The organism is Delftia acidovorans SPH-1, assembly GCF_000018665.1.
GTDB lineage: Bacteria > Pseudomonadota > Gammaproteobacteria > Burkholderiales > Burkholderiaceae_C > Comamonas > Comamonas acidovorans.
Genome location: NC_010002.1, coordinates 4214139 through 4232352, shown reverse-complemented (window position 1 = coordinate 4232352; position 18214 = coordinate 4214139). Strand labels below are relative to the sequence as shown.

Sequence of the window (18214 nt, the reverse complement as noted above, 5' to 3'; positions counted from 1 at the left end):
GTCAGCGGGCATCAAAGTCATGGGAAAGGGTCACCGACTGGCCGTCGGTGATGCGGATCACCTGCCGATAGCTCTCGAAGCCGGGATTGCGCAGCTCCACCGTGTGGGAGCCTGGCGCCAGCTTGAGCAGCACGACGGGAGGGGTGACGCCGGACGGCTTGCCGTTGATCAGCACATTCGCCCAGGGGCTGACCCTCAGGCGCAGGTTGTGATCTGTCCGTGGCGTCTCAGACCGTGCGGCCAGCGCTGCGGAGCGCGCTGGAGCAAGGCCGGGTGTCAGGGCGGTGATCGAGGTGATCACGCGGCTGTTCAGTGCAAAGCCACCGGCCGTGGGTGCCGCAGGCTCCGTGCGCAGCCGCTGCGCTGAAGGGCAGCGCTGGATCCAGCGGTCCTGGGCGCGGCTGTAGGCGTCCCGCCACGGTGTGCCCGTGGTTTCGTAGGCTTGCAGTGCAAAGCCCGGGTGTGCGGAGAACGCGGAGTCGAAGGCCGCCTCGCAGCGCGCCCATTCCTTGTGCGTGCAATAGGTGTAGGCCAGGTACTTGTGGGCGGAGGCCCGCTCCATGGGATCGGCCAGCCCGCCAAACAGCGCAGCCTGCAGCGCACGCTCGGCCTGGGCCAGGTCGCGCGCCTCGAACAGCGCAATGCCCTGCGCCAGCTGCGGGCGTCCTGCCGAGCCGGTTTGGGCGGGCGCGGCCTCTTCGCATGCCGCCTGGGAATGCGCCAGGCAGGGCAGGCCGAGCACTGCAGTGCACAGCATCCATCGCCAGCGGTGGTTCATCAGTCGAGCCATGGGCCGCGCTCATTCGAAAAGATGGTTCACGGTCACCGACTCGCCCTTGGTGACCGTGATGGTCTTGGTCACCGTGGAGGCCGCACCCGGGTTGCTGATGTCGATGCGGTACTCGCCCTCTGGCAGCTCCATCTGGGTCAGCGGCGGGCTGGTCCGTGCCGGGGCGCGGTTCACGGAGACATAGCCCCAGGGCACGACCCGGAACACCACCTTGCCCGTGGCCGCTGCGGGCTTGACGGGGCGGGCGTCGGTCTTGGGCGGCTCGGCGGGCAGCGGCTCGGAGCCGGTGGCCACCGTGACGGGGACGACGGGCGTGCTCTGCTCGGGCTGCGAAGGGGCAATCTCGGGCAACGCGGCCTGCTGCTCGGGCGAGGTCATCGGCTGCACCTGCTCCGTGGAGGCCAGCGAGGCCTCGTTGAGCAATTGCTTGAGCAGCGCCTGGGCCTCGGTGCGGTGCTGTCCTTCGGGGAAGCTGTCCAGGTAGTCCTGCAGGCGGGCCAGGCTGGACTGGCTTTGCGCCTGCTGCCAGGCCAGGCTGTCGCGTGCTGCCAGGGTCTTGGCGCGTGCCTGGTCCTGGGAATGGTCGTACCACAGCACGCCGCCGCCCGCGATGGCAGCCAGCACCAGGGCGCCGATGGCCAACGGTACGGCCATGCTGCTGCGCCTGGCCTTGGGTGCAGCCTGGGCCCCCGCAGCTGGAGGCCGGGCAGCCGCAGGCTTGGCCTGGGCGGCCGGCGCTGCGGCGGGCTGCTCGGGAACGGGTGCCGGTGCTGAAGCCGGAGCCTGAGGCGCCGGCATGCCTGGCAGTGCCTGGTCGATGTCGATGAACGGGCCGTTGCCCAGGCCCATCGGGTCGGCTGCAGAGGCCTGGGGCGCAGATGGGGGTGTCATCTGAGGCGTGGCCATGGCAGCAGGTGTGCTGGGGGCCGGTGATGCCGGGGCCACGGGTGGAACCGTTGCAACAGGCGGCACAGGTGGCACAGGTGGCACAGGCATGACCGTCGCCATGGGCGCAACCTGTGGGGTGGGTGCGGGAACGTAGGTTTCCGTGATCGGCAGGAACCGGGGTGCCTGCGCCGATGCCGACTCGCTGGCCATGGCGGCCTGAACGGCCGCAGGCGTCGTGATCGGGATGTAGATGGGGCTGGGGCTGGGCTCCACAGGCGCAGGCGCCGCCCGGTTTTCGGCAGACAGGCCCAGCAGGCTGCGCAGTTCGGCAATCGACTGGGGACGATCCTGCGGGCGCACGGCCAGGGCTTTTTGCATGCCCTGCAGGAAGGCGTCGGAGTAGCCGGGAACCTGCTCGGAAGTCAGCGGCTGCATGGGGTCCGTGACCATGCGCGCCACCGAGGTGGCAGGAGTGCGGCCCGTGGCGGCCTGGTGAATGAGGGCGCCGACCTGGTAGATGTCCGTCCACGCGCCCTGGGGCATGGCGCCGTCGTCCACGTACTGCTCGATGGGCGCAAAACCGGGCTTGAGCACCATGGTCAGCGCCTGGGTCATGTCGCCGATGATGCGGCGCGCGGCGCCGAAATCCAGCAGCACGGGGCTGCCATCGCGCTGCACGAAGATGTTGTCCGGGGCGATATCGCGGTGGAAGCAGTCCTGTGCATGCAGGACCTCGAGCACATCGAGCAACGGAGCCAGCAGGGTGCTGAGCCGGGCCTGGTCGATGCGGCCCGACGATGCCTGCAGCACGCGGCCCAGCGTCTGGCCCTCGTAGTGGCGCATCACCATGTAGGCCGTGCCGCCGGCTTCGAAGAATCGGTAGACATGCACCAGGGTGGGGTGCGAGAAGCGCGCCAGCAGGCGGGCCTCGTTGATGAAGCTGCGCAGCCCGGCGTCGAACGCGCCCCGGTGCTGCGAGCGCACATGCACCTGATGGGAGCTTTGCCGCCCGGCCAGGGCCGAAGGCATGTACTCCTTGATCGCGACCTCGCGGTCCAGCGAGAGGTCACGGGCCTTGTAGACGATGCCGAAACCGCCTTCGCCGATGACATCGAGCACGCGGTATTCGCCAATCTGGACACCTGCCGGAAGGCAGTTGGTCGAACATGCTGCTTCGCTATCCATGCAATCCCACCCAAGATGTTGTTTCACACCCTGGCGGGCGATGTCTGTCGCGCAGCCAGGGTGCCGAACCTGTTCGAGGCCATTGGTCAAGGAGAAAGCCGGCATCACACCGGCAATCTGTCTCTGTGCCCGTTGGTTTTCCTCAATCAGCCTATTGTCTGAAGCCAGGGGCCAAAGACGAGCGTCATGGATTCGTCATGAATACAAGATCGTATTTCAATCGGACTCCGAATGCGGCGTGAGTGTAGCTTGAGTTCCGCAAAAAGCCATGACACGAATCGAATGGATATGAGGTGGATACATTTTTTTTCAGATGTATCTGCCGTAACAATTCAGTCTGCTCAATTGTTTGTATTTTGCCGGCCTTATCCACTATCATCGCGGCTCCAACAAAGGAGGGCGGTTCACGACAGTGAGGATAGCAGGCGATTGTCAATACATTCCTTGACCATCCAGGGTATGCGCCGCACTGATCTGAATCACGTGTTAAGTGAATCGGTTTCGTGCGCTCTACCCGAGAGTGGTTTCCCCTTTGTTCGCGTGTGAACTATCCGATGCAATCAGGCTATTGGGTTGCATGCGAACGTTTAATCCATTAGTTCGAGAGGTGTGCAATGTCCGTTGATATGTTCATGAAGGTCGAGGGCGCCAGTGGCGAGTCCCAGGATTCCAACCACAAGGGCTGGACCGACATCGACTCCTTCACCTGGGGTGCTACCCAGCCCAACACCATGTCCAGCGGCGGTGGTGCCGGCGCCGGCAAGGTGAGCTTCCATGACCTGAACGTCATCGCCAAGGTGGACAAGTGCTACCCCGCCGTGCTCAAGCACTGCGCCACGGGCAAGCACCTGGGCCAGGTCGACATCTCGCTGTGCAAGGCCGGCGGCACGCAGATCGAGTTCACCAAGATCACCCTGACCGACGTCATGGTGACGAACGTGACCGTCAGCGGCGCCAACTCCTCTGACACCGTGACCGTGAACTACTCGTTCCAGGCTGCCAAGGTCAAGACCCAGTACTGGGAGCAGACCAACCAGGGCGGCAAGGGCGCCGAGAGCCAGATGGGCTTCAACATCAAGGAAAACCGCGAAGCCTGAGCTTCCTCCCGCAGCTGCGCTGCTGCGGCAACCCGCGCCGGACGCGTCTGGCGCGGGTGTTGCCGTGGACGTGCGGGAATATGGCCTCCATCTATCGATGGAGGCTTTTCAGTATGGAAAGCCGAAATCGGGCTGTTGAAGGAATATTGGGGAGACGTGCCTTGAGGCCGCGTGGGTAACCGCGTGCCTGGCTGGTTTTTGTGTCATTTTTTTAACGTGGTCCAGCTTTCCATTCCTGTCAAAAGCTGAATGTCGTTAGGCTTGTCAATCTTTGACAAACACAAAAACCCATGGCTGCGGGCATGGGGAGTCGACTTGCTCGCTGCACTATCAATGTGCAGAAAATTTCTGATAAAAATGAAATGCCGTGGATATGCGCAGGATTACCGCGCGTGGGTTCCTGTGTCTATTGATCAGGCACATTGAATGCCTGGTGCCGGGGCCTGCGAACCGTTGTGGTGCGTTTGGCCCATACTGCGGCGAGTGGCGGAGCATACACGAACATCGGACGTTGTCGAGAATATTTTTGCCGGTCCAATTATTAAAACGCAATTCGTTTCTTTAATAAATTCCACTGCCAACTTGTGTACAAGAGAGAGTACTAAATGCGTGAATGGACCATTGCCCATTGCCGGCGTGCAAACCCGTCAGAGAGATTGCAGCAGCAATCGGCGTATACCCTGTCACCGGCCGCAAATCTGCACGGTGCCGCAGGCATGGCTTCGCTCTTTTCCACCGCCCTGCGCCGGGTCCTGGCTGGCCTTGGCTGTCGCCAACGGCAGGGGCGGTGTTCTCCAACCGGCATGGCAGTCGCATGAGCATCGCGGTTGCCTCCCCGCCCGTGTGCGAGACGCGCCAGGGGCCTGCAAGCAGCGCGCACTCGCTGGCCGCGCAGATCTACGCTTGCCTGAAGAACGACATCTTCGACTTCCGCCTGCTGCCCGGCGACCGCTTCAGCGAGGGCGAAATCGCCACGCGCATGCAGGTCAGCCGCACGCCTGTGCGCCAGGCGCTGTTCTGGTTGCAGCGCGATGGCTATGTCGATGTGCATTTCAAGAGCGGGTGGCAGATCAAGGCCTTCGACTTCAAGTACTTCGAGGATCTCTATGAGGTGCGAACCCTGATGGAGACCAGCGCCGTGGCCAGCCTGGTGGGCGAATCGCTGAAGTCATTGCAGCCGTTGCGCGAGGTCTGGTGCGTGCCCGAGGAGCAGCGCGAGACCGACCCCGCCGTGGTGGCCTCGCTGGACGAGGCCTTCCATACCGGCCTGGTGGCCGCGACCGGCAACCAGGAGATGGCGCGCATCCACCTGGACATCACCGAGCGCATCCGCATCATCCGGCGCCTGGATGTCATCAAGCTGCCGCGGGTCTCGGCAACCTATGACGACCATGCCGCCATCCTCGCGGCCATCGAGGCTGGCGATGCGGCGCGGGCCCAGTCCTGCCTGAGGGAGCACATCGCCGACAGCCGGGCCGAGGTCAAGCGCATCACGTTCTACATGCTGCAAACGGCGCGCGAGCGCTATGGCGCCCTGACGCAGATGGCCTGAGGGCCGCAATGTGTTGCTGGAGGGCCTCTTCTGAGGCCCTTTTTCATGGCCGGGCCGCCGCGGGAAGGCGGCGGACATTCGTTCCCGCGCAGCAAAGCCTGCAAGTCGCGGGCAAGGGGCCTGCTTTTCCCCGCATCGCTGCGGCGGCGTCCCGGTAGTCTTCCTGCCAAACCGTGGACGGGCCTCGCGCCCGCGCCATCTGCCAACTCACAGGGAAGAGAACATGAGCATCAGAACCGACAACCTGAACGTGCAAAGCCTGCTGGCCCGCGCCCAATCCAAGCTCAACAGCAGCACGACGCAGGCGGCTTCGGATTCGGCCGGCAAGAAGAGCGCTGCGGAGACCAGCGCCACCAAGACGGACAGCAACAGCACCAAGACCGAGACCACCGAAGCGGAGAAGGTGCGCAAGCTGGCGCCGTCGCTGACCAAGGCGCACGAGCGCATTGCGGCCCAGGCCCAGGCGGGATCGACTTCGCTGTCGGCGTTGGGGCAGTTCAAGTCATCCCTGGTGGACCTGGCCTCGGCGGGCAAGGATGTGGCCGCGCTCTCGGCCACCAGCACCACCCAGTCGGTGCAAGGCGCGCTGGAAAAGCTGGTGGCGCGCTATAACTCCAGCGTTGCCAAGGGCAGCGTGAGTGCGGCGGCCGGCTCTTCCACCGATGTGGGTGCCACCCGCGCCCTGCGCGAGCTGCGCTCGGCCATCATGAGTGTCACGGGCAGCGCGACCGCGCCCAGCCTGGGCAAGCTCGGCATCGTCCAGCGCCAGGACGGCACGCTGGCGGTGGATGCCAAGGCCCTGGAAAAGTCCATGGCCGCCGATGCCGCCGGCGTGACCTCGGCCCTGGCCGGCATTGGCAAGGCGGTGGAGAACAGCGCCAACTCTGCGCTGTCCACGGGCAGCCGCCTCAGCTCGTCCATGGCCAGTCTGGGTGACCGGGTCAAGACGCTGCAGCAGCAGCAAAGTGCGGTGGTTGCCACGGCCGAGAAGCTGGGCGACTCCCTGGTCGGTTCGGCCAACTGGAACCGCATGGTGCTGGACGCCTACCTCAAGAACTGATTTCGGCACCATCCCCGCCCTGCATCCTGCTCCCGGAAAACATGAAAAACCTGCGCATCGGCCTCCGTCTCGGAGGCGGCTTCACCATTCTTTTGCTGATCATGCTGTTGATCAGTGTCACCAGCATCGTCAGCATGGGGCACATGGCCCGCTCGACCACGGAAATCACCGAGGTGGCCCTGGCCAAGGAGCGGATGATCAGCGACTGGTTCCGCAACATCCACTCGGGCTCGCGCCGGACCACGGCCATTGCCAAGAGCAGCGATCCCTCGCTGGCCACCTTCTTTGCCGAAGACGCGGCCGAGTCCTCGCGCCAGTCGAGCAAGCTGCAGGACCGCATCGAGCCGCTGCTGCAGACGCAGGAAGAAAAGGACATCTGGGTCGAGATCAAGAAGGCGCGCGCCGGCTACCTGGCGGGCCGCGACGTGGTGACCAAGGCCAAGGCCGAAGGCCGTGCAGAAGATGCCGAGCGCCTGTTCACCCAGGAGTACCAGCCCGCCACGCAGCGCTATATAGAGATCGTGCAGCGCCTGCTGGACATGCAGCGCGCCGCCATAGACAGCTCCGCCGCGGAAGTGCAGGTGCGCTTTTCTGCCAGCCGAGCCACCATCATCGCCGTGGTGTCCCTGGCGGTGGTGCTGGGCGCGCTGGCCGCATGGTGGATCACGCGCGGCATCACCGGGCCGCTGGCCGAAGCCCTGCGCGTGGCGCGCACCGTGGCCAACAACGACCTGACCAGCCGCATCACCGTTGATTCGCGCGACGAAACCGGCCAGTTGCTGCAGGCGCTGCGCCAGATGAACGACAACCTGGCCCAGGTCGTGGGGCAGGTGCGCTCGGGTGCGGACAGCATCGCCACGGCTTCGGGCGAGATCGATGCGGGCAACCAGGACCTGTCCTCGCGCACCGAGCAGCAGGCCAGCTCGCTGGAGCAGACGGCTGCCGCCATGGAGGAGCTGACCAGCACGGTCAAGCAGAACGCCGAGAACGCACGCCAGGCCAATCAGCTGGCCGCTTCGGCATCGCAGACTGCGGTGCAGGGCGGCAAGGTGGTGGCGGGCGTGGTGGACACCATGGGCGGCATCAGCGAGTCCAGCCGCAAGATTGCCGACATCATCGGCGTCATCGACTCCATTGCCTTCCAGACCAACATCCTGGCGCTGAACGCGGCCGTGGAAGCGGCGCGTGCCGGTGAGCAGGGCCGTGGCTTTGCCGTGGTGGCGGGCGAGGTGCGTGCGCTGGCCCAGCGCAGCGCCTCGGCTGCCAAGGACATCAAGGACCTCATTGCAGATTCCGTGTCCAAGGTGGACGCGGGTACGCGCCAGGTGGCCGAGGCCGGTCGCACCATGGACGGCATCGTGCAAAGCGTGCAGCAGGTCAGCGACCTGGTGGCCGAGATCACGGCCGCCAGCCAGGAGCAAAGCAGCGGCATCAACCAGGTGCACCAGGCGATTTCGCAGATGGACACGGTGACCCAGCAGAATGCCGCGCTGGTCGAGGAGGCAGCAGCTGCGACCGGCTCGCTCAAATCCCAGGTGAATCAGCTGGCAGCGGCCGTGAGCGTGTTCCGCATCGACGGCGTGGCGCCGGCCCGTGCAGGGACAGGAGCGGCTTCGTCTTCAGTACCTGCCGCGCGCGCGCCTTCTGCGGCAGTGCCCATGCGTCCTGCGGCCAGACCGCTGGCCGCGTCCGCCCCTGCTGCTGGCACTGCACCCGCTGCTGCCGCACGCAGCGCATCTGCCGCCCCAGCGCCCGCCGCAAAGCTGCCTGCCGCCAGGCAGACCGTGGCGGCCAAGGGCAATGACGACGGGGACTGGACTTCGTTCTGAGTCCGCCCGGCTCCGGTTGAGTTCTGCCGGGTTTGGCCGAGTTCAGCTACTTGGGGGCGCCCAGTTGGTACTTGGAGCCCTCGCCCTGGCCATCGGAGATGGCAGCGGCCTGGCCGGCGGCAGGGTTCACGCCGCCGGCATCTTCCTTGTTCGTGGCTCCTGCGCCGCTTGCGGGCTCCGACGCCTTGGCGGGCAGGGGCGCGGCTGGCGGCAAGGGCTCGTGCGGATCCTCCTTGGCATGGGGCATGACCTGCTCGGCCATGATCACGGGCTGGCCCAGCAGGGGCTTGTCCGGCGGGGGCTGGTTGAAGCGCGGCACTTCGGCCATGGGAAATCCCGCGCGCGTTGACGAGGTCTCGCCCGAGCAGGCGGCCAGCGCCAGCAAAGAGGTTGCGGCGACGCCCAGGGCCAGCCGTCTGGCGAGTGTCGTGGCCTGCACAAATTCATGGGGCATGGTTGTTCTCCGATGTCGATCTTCCGGCCGACATGCTCCCATGTGTCCAGGACTGGTGGCGTAGGTCCATGCCGGATTCCCGGTGACAGGCCACCGCGATCCTTGCTCAGGGCTGGCTGCCGCTGGCCTTCCACGAACCATCGGACTGCTTGCAGAACCAGAAGCGCCAGTTTTCCGAGGTCTTTTTCAGGCGCACGTCGGCCGACAGCAGGCGGCAGCTTCCGGCCGAGCCGGTCTGCACGGTCTGCTGCGGCTGCAAGGCCATCGTCACGCGCTGGTTGGTACGGTTCGGGCCGCTGGTCCATTCGGTCACGGAGCCGTCGGCGGCCTCGTTGAGCACCTTGGCCACGGCGGCCTTTGCGTCGGGCAGGTCCCTGGCGGGAATGCGTGCGGCGATGGTGTCGTTGAGGAAGATCGACGCTGCGGCATTGGCGCTGGTGGACACCAGCGAAGCGGCGGCGGCCAGCGATGCGACGGTGAGGGCAAAGGTTTTCATGCAATGGTTCCTGGAGTGTGGGCCGACGACCGCAGCGGGATGTCGGAAGGAAAGTATCGGGCCATGTTAACGGCTGCCGTGGTGGCGCCGTGCGTCGCGCACCGCTGAAACCAGCGCGGACTGCGGCCGAGTGTGGTCGAGTGCTGCCGAGGGCCGCGCAAAACCGTTACAGTCCCTGGCGGATTCCTTCGTCCATTTCCGCCAGAAATTCCACTGCATGCCACGATCTTCCAGCCACCAGACCACCCAGCGCTTTGCCGTTCCATGGACGCTTGTTGCAGGCTTTGGTGCAGCGGCCCTGGCCACCCTGGTCATCGCCTTCGTCAATTTCCGGTCGTCCGAGGCGCGAGGCCAGGCCGTGAATGCCATGGACCGCACGACGCTGGCCATGCGCCAGCTCAGCCAGCTCAACGCCTCGCTCAAGGATGCCGAAACCGGACAGCGGGGCTTTCTGCTGACGGGTGACCAGGCCTATCTGCAGCCCTACCAGCAGGCGCGCGATGTGCTGCAAAAGCAGCTGGAGGCGCTCAAGGCGCGCACGTCCAGCGACTCCGTCCAGCACCGGCTGCTGGACCAGATCGAGGACATCTCGACCCAGAAGCTGCGCGAGCTGCAGGAAACCATAGACTTGCGCAAGGCCGGCGACCTGGACGCCGCCATGGCCCTGGTGCGCCTGGACGTGGGCAAGAACGCCATGGACCGGCTGCGCGAGCTGATCGATGATCTCTACACCCGCCAGACCCGTGAGCTGGAGCAGCGCCGCCAGCTGTGGGTGGAGGCATCCACCACCTCGACGTACTACTCCTGGGGCGGCTCCCTTATCTTGCTGGGCCTGATCCTGGCATCGGCTGCGCTGACGGTGCGCGAGTACCGCGTCAAGGCGCGCCAGTCTTGGGTAACTTCCGGTCTGTCCGGCCTGGGCCAGCAGTTGCAGGGCGACCGCCGGCTGGAAGACCTGGGCCAGAAGGCACTGGAATACCTGGCCACCTACCTGCGCGCCGAGGTGGGCGCCGGCTATGTGGTGGACTGCGCCGACGGCGGTCTGCGCCTGTTCGGCGGCTATGCCTTGCCGCGCGAGCGCCTGCAGCACAAGCTGCTGCCCGGCGAGGGCCTGGCGGGCCAGGCGGTCGCCTCGCGCAAGCTGCTGCATGTCAGGGACGTGCCCGCGCAGCACCTGCCGATTTCCTCGGGCACCGGCCAGTCCAGCCCGTTGCAGCTGATGGTGGCGCCCGCCATGGAGAACGGCGAAGTGTTCGCCGTCATCGAACTGGGCTTTCTGCGCGGGGTGAGCGAGGCAGAGCGCAGCCTGCTGGAGCGGGCGTCCGAAATGCTGGCCGTGGCCATCCGCTCGGGCCTGGACCGTTCGCGCCTTGAGACCTTGCTGGAAGAAACGCGCCGCCAGTCGGAAGAGCTGCAGGCCCAGCAGGAAGAGCTGCGCGTGAGCAACGAGGAGCTGGAGCAGCAAAGCCGCATCCTGCAGGAGTCGCAGACGCAGATGGAGCACCAGCAAAGCGAGCTGGAGCAGACCAATGCCCATCTGGAGGAGCAGACCCAGCAGCTGGAGTACCAGCGCGAGCAACTGCTGCGCGCCCAGGGTGCGCTGACCGACAAGGCGCACGAGCTGGAACTGGCCAGCCAGTACAAGAGCGAGTTCCTGGCCAACATGAGCCACGAGCTGCGCACGCCGCTGAATTCCACGCTGATCCTCGCCAAGCTGCTGGCCGACAACAAGCCCGGCAACCTGCAGGCCGATCAGGTCAAGTACGCGCAGACCATTCATGCGGCGGGCAGCGACCTGCTGGCGCTGATCAACGACATCCTGGACCTGTCCAAGATCGAGGCCGGCCAGGTCAGCGTCCTGGTGGAGCCCATGACCATCGCCACCGCCTTGCAGGCGCTGATGGAGCCGCTGCGCCCCATCGCCCGCGAGAAAGGCCTGGAGCTGACATGGACGGTGGACCCCGGCGTGCCGGCCTCCATGCAGACCGACCCCATGCGGCTGGCCCAGGTGCTCAAGAACCTGCTGTCCAACGCGCTCAAGTTCACGGCCAAGGGCTCGGTCGGCCTGCAGGTGTCCCGCGTGCCCGGGGGTATGCTGGCGTTCGCCGTGCGCGATACCGGCATCGGCATTGCCGAGCAGCAGCAGCAATTCATCTTCGATGCCTTCCGCCAGGCGGACGGCAGCACGCATCGCAAGTTCGGCGGAACGGGCCTGGGCCTGTCGATCTCACGTGATCTTGCCGGGCTGCTGGGCGGCACGCTGACCGTCTCCAGCACGCCGGGGCAGGGCAGCGTGTTCACGCTGACCGTGCCTGTGATCCTGGAGCTGGTGGAGCCTGGCCAGGCCTTGGCTGCCGCGCCGCTGCCCCGCCCGGCGCGGGAATCGCTGGCGAATGAGCAGACGCAGACGCAGGTGTCATCGCCCGCTTCCGTGCCCGCCGTCGCCTCGGCCCATGTCGCGCCGGCTGCGCCCGCGTTCGCGCCGGCCATGTCGCCAGCCATGTCTGCGCCGATGCTGTCGCCTACCTCGTCCGCCGCGGATGCCCTGCGAAAGAGCGGGCAGAGCGGGCGCCGCATCCTCGTCATCGAGGACGATCGGCGCTTTGCCGACATTCTTTCCGAGCTCGCGCGCGAGATGGATTTCGAATGCGATGTGGCCAGCACCGCGTCCGACGGCCTGGCCATGGCGGCAAGCAACCAGCCCAACGCCATCGTGCTGGACATCAACCTGCCCGATTTCTCGGGCCTGGGCGTGCTGGACCAGCTCAAGCGCAACCCCGTCACGCGCCACATTCCCGTGCACGTGGTCTCGGTGGCCGACTATTCGCAGGAGGCCATGGGGCGCGGCGCCGTGGGCTACGCACTCAAGCCCGTCAAGCGCGAGGAACTGGTCCATGCCCTGAAGCGGCTGGAGGCCAAGTTCACCCAGGACCTGCGCCGCGTGCTGGTGGTGGAGGACGACGAGCGCCAGCGCGAGAGCGTGCGCCACCTGCTCAGCCGCAGCGACGTGGACATCGTCTGCGCGGGCACGGCGGCGGCGGCGCTGGAACATCTGCGCGGCGCCACCTTCGACTGCATGGTGATGGACCTGAACCTGCCCGACATCAGCGGCTACGAGCTGCTGCAGCGCATGACGGACCAGGACGATGTTTCCTTCCCGCCTGTCATCGTCTACACGGGCCGCGCGCTCTCGCGCGATGAAGAGCAGCAGCTGCGGCGCTTTTCCAAGTCCATCATCATCAAGGACGCGCGCTCGCCCGAGCGCCTGCTCGACGAGGTCACGCTGTTCCTGCACCAGGTGGAGTCCGAGCTGTCGGCCGAGCACCGCCAGATGCTGCAGGTGGCGCGCAGCCGCGAGTCGGCGCTGGAAGGGCGCACGGTGCTGGTGGTGGAGGACGATGTGCGCAATGTGTTCGCGCTGTCCAGCATCCTGGAGCCCACGGGCATCCGCGTGGAGATCGCGCGCAACGGGCGCGAGGCGCTGGAAACCCTGGAAGCGCGGGGCACGGCGCAGGCCGGCATCGACCTGGTCCTGATGGACATCATGATGCCCGAGATGGACGGCTACACCGCCATGCGCGAGATCCGCAACCGCCCGCAATGGCGCCGCCTGCCCATCATCGCCCTGACCGCCAAGGCCATGAAGGACGACCAGGAGAAATGCCTGGCCGCCGGTGCCAACGACTACATCGCCAAGCCGCTGGACGTGGAGAAGCTGCTGTCGCTGGTGCGGGTGTGGATGCCCAAGTAGCAAGGAGGACGCGATGCCTCAGCTGAAAAAAGCCCGCACCGCCGACATCGAGCAGCGCCTGCTGATCGACGCCATCTACCACCGCTACCACTATGACTTCCGGGGCTACGCCCAGGCCTCGCTCAAGCGGCGCCTGCAGTCGGCCCTGGTGCAGTTCGACTGCAAGACGCTGTCGCAGCTGCAGGACCGTGTGCTGCACGATACAAGCGTGTTCCCGGCCCTGCTCGAGTACCTCACGGTTCAGGTCAGCGACATGTTCCGCGACCCGACCTACTTCCGCTCGCTGCGCACCGAGGTCGTGCCGCTGCTGCGCACCTATCCCTCGCTCAAGGTCTGGGTGGCCGGCTGCAGCGCGGGCGAAGAGGTGTATTCGCTGGCCATCCTGCTGCATGAAGAGGGCCTGCTGGACCGCACCCTGATCTACGCCACCGACATCAATCCCCATGCGCTGAAGGCGGCAGAGCAGGGCGTGTTCGACATGGCGCGCGTGGCGGCATTCACCGACAACCATGCGCGCTCGGGCGGGCACAGCTCGCTGTCGCACTACTACACGGCGCGCTATGGCCGTGTGGTCTTCGACAAGGGGCTGCGCGAGCACATGGTGTTCTCCGACCACAGCCTGGCCACCGACAGCGTGTTCGCCGAGATGCACCTGGTGTCCTGCCGCAATGTGCTCATCTATTTCGAGCGCGAGCTGCAGGACCGGGCGCTGGGCCTGTTCCGCGATGCGCTGTGCCATCGCGGGTTCCTGGGGTTGGGCTCCAAGGAGTCGCTGCGGTTTTCAGGGCATTCGGAGGCCTTCGAGGACTTCGTGCTCGAAGACCGCATCTACCGCAAGAGGGCCGGGCTGTGATGCCCGCGACCACGAACACACCCGCCTCCGACGCCGCCACAGCCTACGAGGCCATCGTGATCGGCGGCTCGGCCGGCGCGCTTGATGCGCTGTCCGCGGTGCTGCCCACGCTGCCCGCCAGCCTGCGCGCTTCGGTGCTGGTGGTACTGCACCTGCCGCGCGACCGGCGCAGCCTGCTGGGCCAGCTTTTCGGGCCGCGCTGCGCCCTGCCGGTGCGCGAGGTGCAGGACCAGCAATGGCTGGAGCCGGGCTGCCTGTACTTTGCGCCGGCCGACTACCACCTGCTGGTGGACAGCGGTCCCAGGCTGGCGCTGTCGCTGGATGCGCCCTGGCATTTTTCGCGGCCCTCGATCGATGTGCTGTTCGAGTCGGCTGCCGACTGCTATGGCGAGCGCCTGCTGGCCGTGCTTCTGTCCGGCGCCAACGAGGATGGCGCCCAGGGCATGGCCAGCGTGCACGCGGCCGGCGGCCTGGCCGTGGTGCAGTCGCCAGACAGTGCCGCAATGCAGACCATGCCGCGGGCGGCCCTGGCCCGCGTGCCACAGGCCCAGGTGCTGGCGCCGCAGGGCATTGCCGCGCTCATCGCATCGCTGCACGGCCAGGGGAGGCTTTGAATGTCCATTCAGCGCGCTCCCACCAGACAAAATACCGAGAGAGAATCCATGTCCCAAACAGATCGCGTCAAATGCCTGATCGTCGATGACATTGCCGAGAATCTGATCGCCATCGAAGCGCTGCTGCAGCGCGACGGCATCGAGTTCCTCAAGGCGCATTCCGGCCCCGAGGCGCTGGAGCTTTTGCTCGACCATGGCGATGTGGCGCTGGCCCTGCTGGACGTGCAGATGCCCGAGATGAACGGCTTCGAGCTGGCCGAGCTGATACGCGGCAGCGAGCGCACGCGCCACATCCCGCTCATCTTCATGACGGCGGGCTCGCGCGAGCACAACTGGCAGTTCCGCGGCTATGAAAGCGGCGCCGTGGACTTTCTGTACAAGCCCATCGACCCGCACATGCTGACCACCAAGGCCAACGTGTTCTTCGAGCTGCACCAGCGCAAGCAGGCGCTGGCCCAGCAGCTGCAGGAGCGCACCGAGGCGCTGCGCATCAACGAGATGTTCATGGCCGTGCTCAGCCACGACCTGCGCACGCCGCTGCAGTCCATCAAGGCGGCGGCCACCGTGCTCACGCGCCAGCCCGATCCCGGCAAGGTGGCCAACATGGCCGAGCGCATGCTCAGCAGCAGCCAGCGCATGTCGCGCATGATCGAGGATCTGCTGGACGTGACCCGCATCCGCCAGGCAGAAGGCCTGCCGCTGTCGCCCCAGCCGGCCAGCCTGCAGACGCTGCTGCAGCGCACGCTGCAGGAGGTGGAGACGGGCTTTCCGGAGCGGCGCCTGGAAAGCGAGATGATGGGCAATCTGGAAGGTATCTGGGATGGCGAACGCCTGTGCCAGGTACTGACCAACCTGCTGGGCAATGCCATGCACCACGGAGATCCCGCGCAGCCGGTGCAGGTGACGGCCGATGGCCGCCAGGACGATCGCGTGTCCATCACGGTGCGCAACGGCGGCACCATTCCCGCGGAACTGCTGCCCACGCTGTTCAACCCGTTTCGCGGTGGTGAACGCCGGCCCGGCCAGCACCAGGGACTGGGCCTGGGGCTGTTCATTGCGCACCAGATCGTGCGTTCGCACGGCGGGCGCATCGATGTGCGCTCCGCCGACGGAGTGACCAGCTTCAGGGTGGAGTTGCCGCGCGTGGCGGCGGTGGGAGGCTCCAAGGCCGTGCTGTGACGGCGGGAGCCGGGGGGCGCCGGGGGGCGCGAAAGCGCGAACGCTTCAGTGGGCGGGGTTGCCGAGCGCTTCCTGGATGGAGTCCAGCAGCGTCTCCAGGTCCTCGATCTCGAAGGGCTTGAGCAGGGTCCGCACATGGGGGCCCCAGGCCGTGGGGTAGGGGCCCAGGTCGTAGCCGGAGCACAGGATGATCCAGCGCTGCGCATCGGCCTCCAGCAGCTGCCGCGCCAGGTCGGTGCCTGACAGGCCGGGCAGGCTGACATCGGAAACCACCACGTCGAAAGGCTGGGCCGCATCCAGTTCCAGGGCCTGCTCGGCGGTGGCGCAACTGGTCACGAAGCGTGATTCGCTCTCCATCAGCAGGCCAATGGTTTCGCGCAGGTCGGCATTGTCTTCAACGTACAGGATTCGCATATCTCTTTGTTGCGGTGCATCATGCTGCTATCAAAAAGGCAGCATTGACGAGGGCTGATCATCCACACCCTCGGGCAGCCATCGCGTAGGACAGCATGCAAACTTTTCTGCCGCCGCCTGCATGGAGGCCGAGGCGGTGGATTGTGCAATACAACGAAGAGCACCAGAACACGGTTTGCGCGCGTTCAGCGGGTGGAGGCCTGCGGCGGGTCCAGAACATGCTTTTGCACGGGCAGGAATTCATCCGCCTGCCGTGAATAGTCCCAGCGCGTGAGCTCGCGGCGCAAGGCCCGGCCCTGTCCAGCGGAGTCCTCCTGCTGCTCCAGCGTGAACAGGCTGTTGGGCGCATGCGCGCGCAGCCGCAGCGATACCGCAGTGCCCGCCTGCGCCGCCCACAGCCCCGGCAGCGGCTGGACCAGGCCGGGGTCATGTCCATGGCCTGACAGCATCAACTGCGCTCCGGCGTCGCGCCAGGCCGCCAGGGCCGTCGCCGCGCGGTGCGGGCGGTGGCTGCGGTCCTGTGCATGGGCGGCTGCCAGCGGGTGGTGGCTGACCACAATGCGCCAGTCGCCGGGGCTGGCCTGCGCCAGCCTTTGGGCCACCTGCCGGATCTGGCTGGCCGACAGGCTGCCGCGCTGGTGGCGCCACCAGCGCGTGGTGTCCACGCCAATCACGCAAAAGCCCTGCTCTGCGCACCAGGGCTGCAGTTCGGCACTGATCCAGCGGGCGTAGCGATCATGGGCATGGCCGCCCAGCCGCTCCCACCAGGCAAGCAACGGCAGATCGTGGTTGCCCGGCACGACCAGGCGGCGCGGTACGGGAAGGGCATCGAGAAACTCGCGCGCCTGGGCAAACTGTGCAGCCGTGGCACGCTGGGTCAGGTCGCCGGAGACCACCAGCAGCGCCACGGGCAGACGTGCGGCCAGTCTTGCCGCGGCGGCGCACACGGCCGGATCGTGGGCGCCGAAATGCAGGTCCGACATATGCATGAGCAAAGCCATGGGCGTTCCTTGTCCCTTGATGATCAGGAGGAGGGAGCGGCCTCACCCGGCACGACCAGCCACAGCGGCTTCTCGCCCAGGCGAAAACGAATGGGCGGCGCCATCCATTCGCGCTCGCCATCAAAGGCCACCTTCAGGCGCCGCGGGCGCCGGCCTGCGGGCTCTGCCACCAGCTCGGTGCAGGCCAGGCTGGCCACGGCATCGTCCTGCGCCAGCCGTCCCAAGACGGCATTCCAGACCACGCGCGCCGGGGCCTCGCTGGCCTGTGGCAGCAGCAGCACGGCGGCCAGATGCTGGCCGTCGGCCACGGCGCGGGCTTCGGCAATGCCCACGCGCTCCAACTGCATCGGGTTGTTGCCAACGAACAGTGTGCTGGCCAGGTGCTCCTGCTGCTGCAGCGGCGCCTGGCGGTCGGAGCGCAGGGCGATGCGCCAGCGGCGCGCGCTGCCACCGCGAAGAATGCTCCAGATGGAGGCCGCAATGGCCACCAGCCGCGTGCGGCCAAAGCGTGTGGACGCGCGCTCACGTTCGTCCAGCAGGCGCGGGTACAGGCCCAGGCTGGCGTTCACCAGAAACAGGCGTTCGTTGACCAGGCCCACGTTCACGGGCCGCATCTGGCCGGCCTGCAATGCCTGAAGAATGTCCTGCACGGCCTGGGCGGGGTCCAGCGACAGCGCCTGCTCGCGGGCGAAGTAGTTGAAGGTGCCCAGCGGAACCACGCCCATGGGCACGCCCCGCGCCCAGGCTGCGGCGGCCACCGCATTGATGGTGCCGTCACCGCCGGCGGCCACGACCAGGCCGCCATCCTGGCTGGCCCTGTCCACGGCGCGGGCGGCCAGGTGCACGATGTCGGCGCGTGCGCCAGGCACATGCCACTGAACGCTGCGCTGCTGCAGCGCGGGCACGCTGGTGAGGCGGGCGCGCAGCTGTTCCAGGTCGGCGCCTGGGCGCAGGGGCACGATCAGGTGGATGGGGCCGGCGGGGTCCAGACGGGGCGGGGGCGGCTGGCTCTCGGAATAGGTGGGCGTCATGGAAGGCGGGAGGCTGGAAC

The 18214-nt window shown here is 66.6% G+C and carries 15 protein-coding genes; 8 read left to right on the top strand and 7 right to left on the bottom strand.

Translation table 11 applies throughout. The annotated features are described in order from the left end of the window. Position 1: 1 nt before the first annotated feature. A complete protein-coding gene (locus DACI_RS19285) occupies positions 2-790 on the bottom strand; it encodes a PEGA domain-containing protein (protein WP_012205664.1) in 789 nt (262 codons plus the stop codon). Positions 791-799: 9 nt separating this feature from the next. After that, positions 800-2863 carry a serine/threonine protein kinase gene (locus tag DACI_RS19280; protein ID WP_012205663.1) on the bottom strand — a complete coding sequence of 688 codons (2064 nt, stop codon included), beginning with the start codon at positions 2861-2863 and terminating at the stop codon, positions 800-802. Between the two features lie 614 nt (positions 2864-3477). Here DACI_RS19280 and DACI_RS19275 point away from each other — a divergent pair. The 4 genes from DACI_RS19275 to DACI_RS19260 all read left to right on the top strand — a co-directional run bounded on the left by DACI_RS19275 (position 3478) and on the right by DACI_RS19260 (position 8401). Next, entirely contained in the window at positions 3478-3960 is a 483-nt protein-coding gene (locus DACI_RS19275; protein WP_012205662.1) for an Hcp family type VI secretion system effector, read from the top strand. Positions 3961-4774: 814 nt separating this feature from the next. After that, complete coding sequence (locus DACI_RS19270) at positions 4775-5512, top strand: GntR family transcriptional regulator (RefSeq protein WP_013802371.1); 738 nt, start codon at positions 4775-4777, stop codon at positions 5510-5512. A gap of 223 nt (positions 5513-5735) precedes the next feature. Then, positions 5736-6572: a flagellar filament capping protein FliD gene (gene fliD, locus DACI_RS19265; RefSeq protein WP_012205660.1), complete on the top strand. Its 837-nt coding sequence runs from the start codon at positions 5736-5738 to the stop codon at positions 6570-6572. A gap of 41 nt (positions 6573-6613) precedes the next feature. After that, positions 6614-8401, top strand: a complete 1788-nt coding sequence (locus DACI_RS19260; protein ID WP_012205659.1) for a methyl-accepting chemotaxis protein — start codon at positions 6614-6616, stop codon at positions 8399-8401. Between the two features lie 46 nt (positions 8402-8447). Here DACI_RS19260 and DACI_RS19255 read toward each other — a convergent pair whose 3' ends face one another. Together DACI_RS19255 and DACI_RS19250 are read right to left on the bottom strand one after the other, a co-directional pair. Continuing rightward, positions 8448-8855, bottom strand: a complete 408-nt coding sequence (locus DACI_RS19255; protein ID WP_012205658.1) for a hypothetical protein — start codon at positions 8853-8855, stop codon at positions 8448-8450. 106 nt (positions 8856-8961) lie between these two features. Beyond that, on the bottom strand, positions 8962-9351 hold the full coding sequence (locus tag DACI_RS19250) for a hypothetical protein (RefSeq protein ID WP_012205657.1): 390 nt from the start codon (positions 9349-9351) through the stop codon (positions 8962-8964). 217 nt (positions 9352-9568) lie between these two features. On the opposite strand from DACI_RS19250, the gene DACI_RS19245 reads away from it, so the two are divergent. Genes DACI_RS19245 through DACI_RS19230 form a run of 4 tightly spaced genes read left to right on the top strand, consistent with a single transcriptional unit; the run spans position 9569 to position 15748 of the window. Then, a complete protein-coding gene (locus DACI_RS19245; protein ID WP_012205656.1) occupies positions 9569-13102 on the top strand; it encodes a response regulator in 3534 nt (1177 codons plus the stop codon). 13 nt (positions 13103-13115) lie between these two features. Further along, entirely contained in the window at positions 13116-13955 is an 840-nt protein-coding gene (locus tag DACI_RS19240; RefSeq protein ID WP_012205655.1) for a CheR family methyltransferase, read from the top strand. Continuing rightward, complete coding sequence (locus tag DACI_RS19235) at positions 13955-14569, top strand: chemotaxis protein CheB (protein WP_012205654.1); 615 nt, start codon at positions 13955-13957, stop codon at positions 14567-14569. The genes DACI_RS19240 and DACI_RS19235 overlap by 1 nt, the downstream gene beginning before the upstream one ends. A 48-nt stretch (positions 14570-14617) precedes the next feature. Beyond that, positions 14618-15748, top strand: a complete 1131-nt coding sequence (locus DACI_RS19230) for a hybrid sensor histidine kinase/response regulator (RefSeq protein ID WP_192812292.1) — start codon at positions 14618-14620, stop codon at positions 15746-15748. Positions 15749-15793: 45 nt separating this feature from the next. On the opposite strand, the gene DACI_RS19225 is transcribed toward DACI_RS19230, so the two are convergent. The 3 genes from DACI_RS19225 to DACI_RS19215 all read right to left on the bottom strand — a co-directional run bounded on the left by DACI_RS19225 (position 15794) and on the right by DACI_RS19215 (position 18194). Continuing rightward, entirely contained in the window at positions 15794-16162 is a 369-nt protein-coding gene (locus DACI_RS19225; RefSeq protein WP_012205652.1) for a response regulator, read from the bottom strand. Positions 16163-16347: 185 nt separating this feature from the next. Next, entirely contained in the window at positions 16348-17163 is an 816-nt protein-coding gene (locus tag DACI_RS19220) for a metallophosphoesterase family protein (RefSeq protein WP_012205651.1), read from the bottom strand. Between the two features lie 23 nt (positions 17164-17186). Next, positions 17187-18194 (bottom strand): diacylglycerol/lipid kinase family protein, encoded by a 1008-nt coding sequence (locus tag DACI_RS19215; RefSeq protein WP_012205650.1) that lies wholly within the window; start codon positions 18192-18194, stop codon positions 17187-17189. Positions 18195-18214 lie beyond the last annotated feature (20 nt).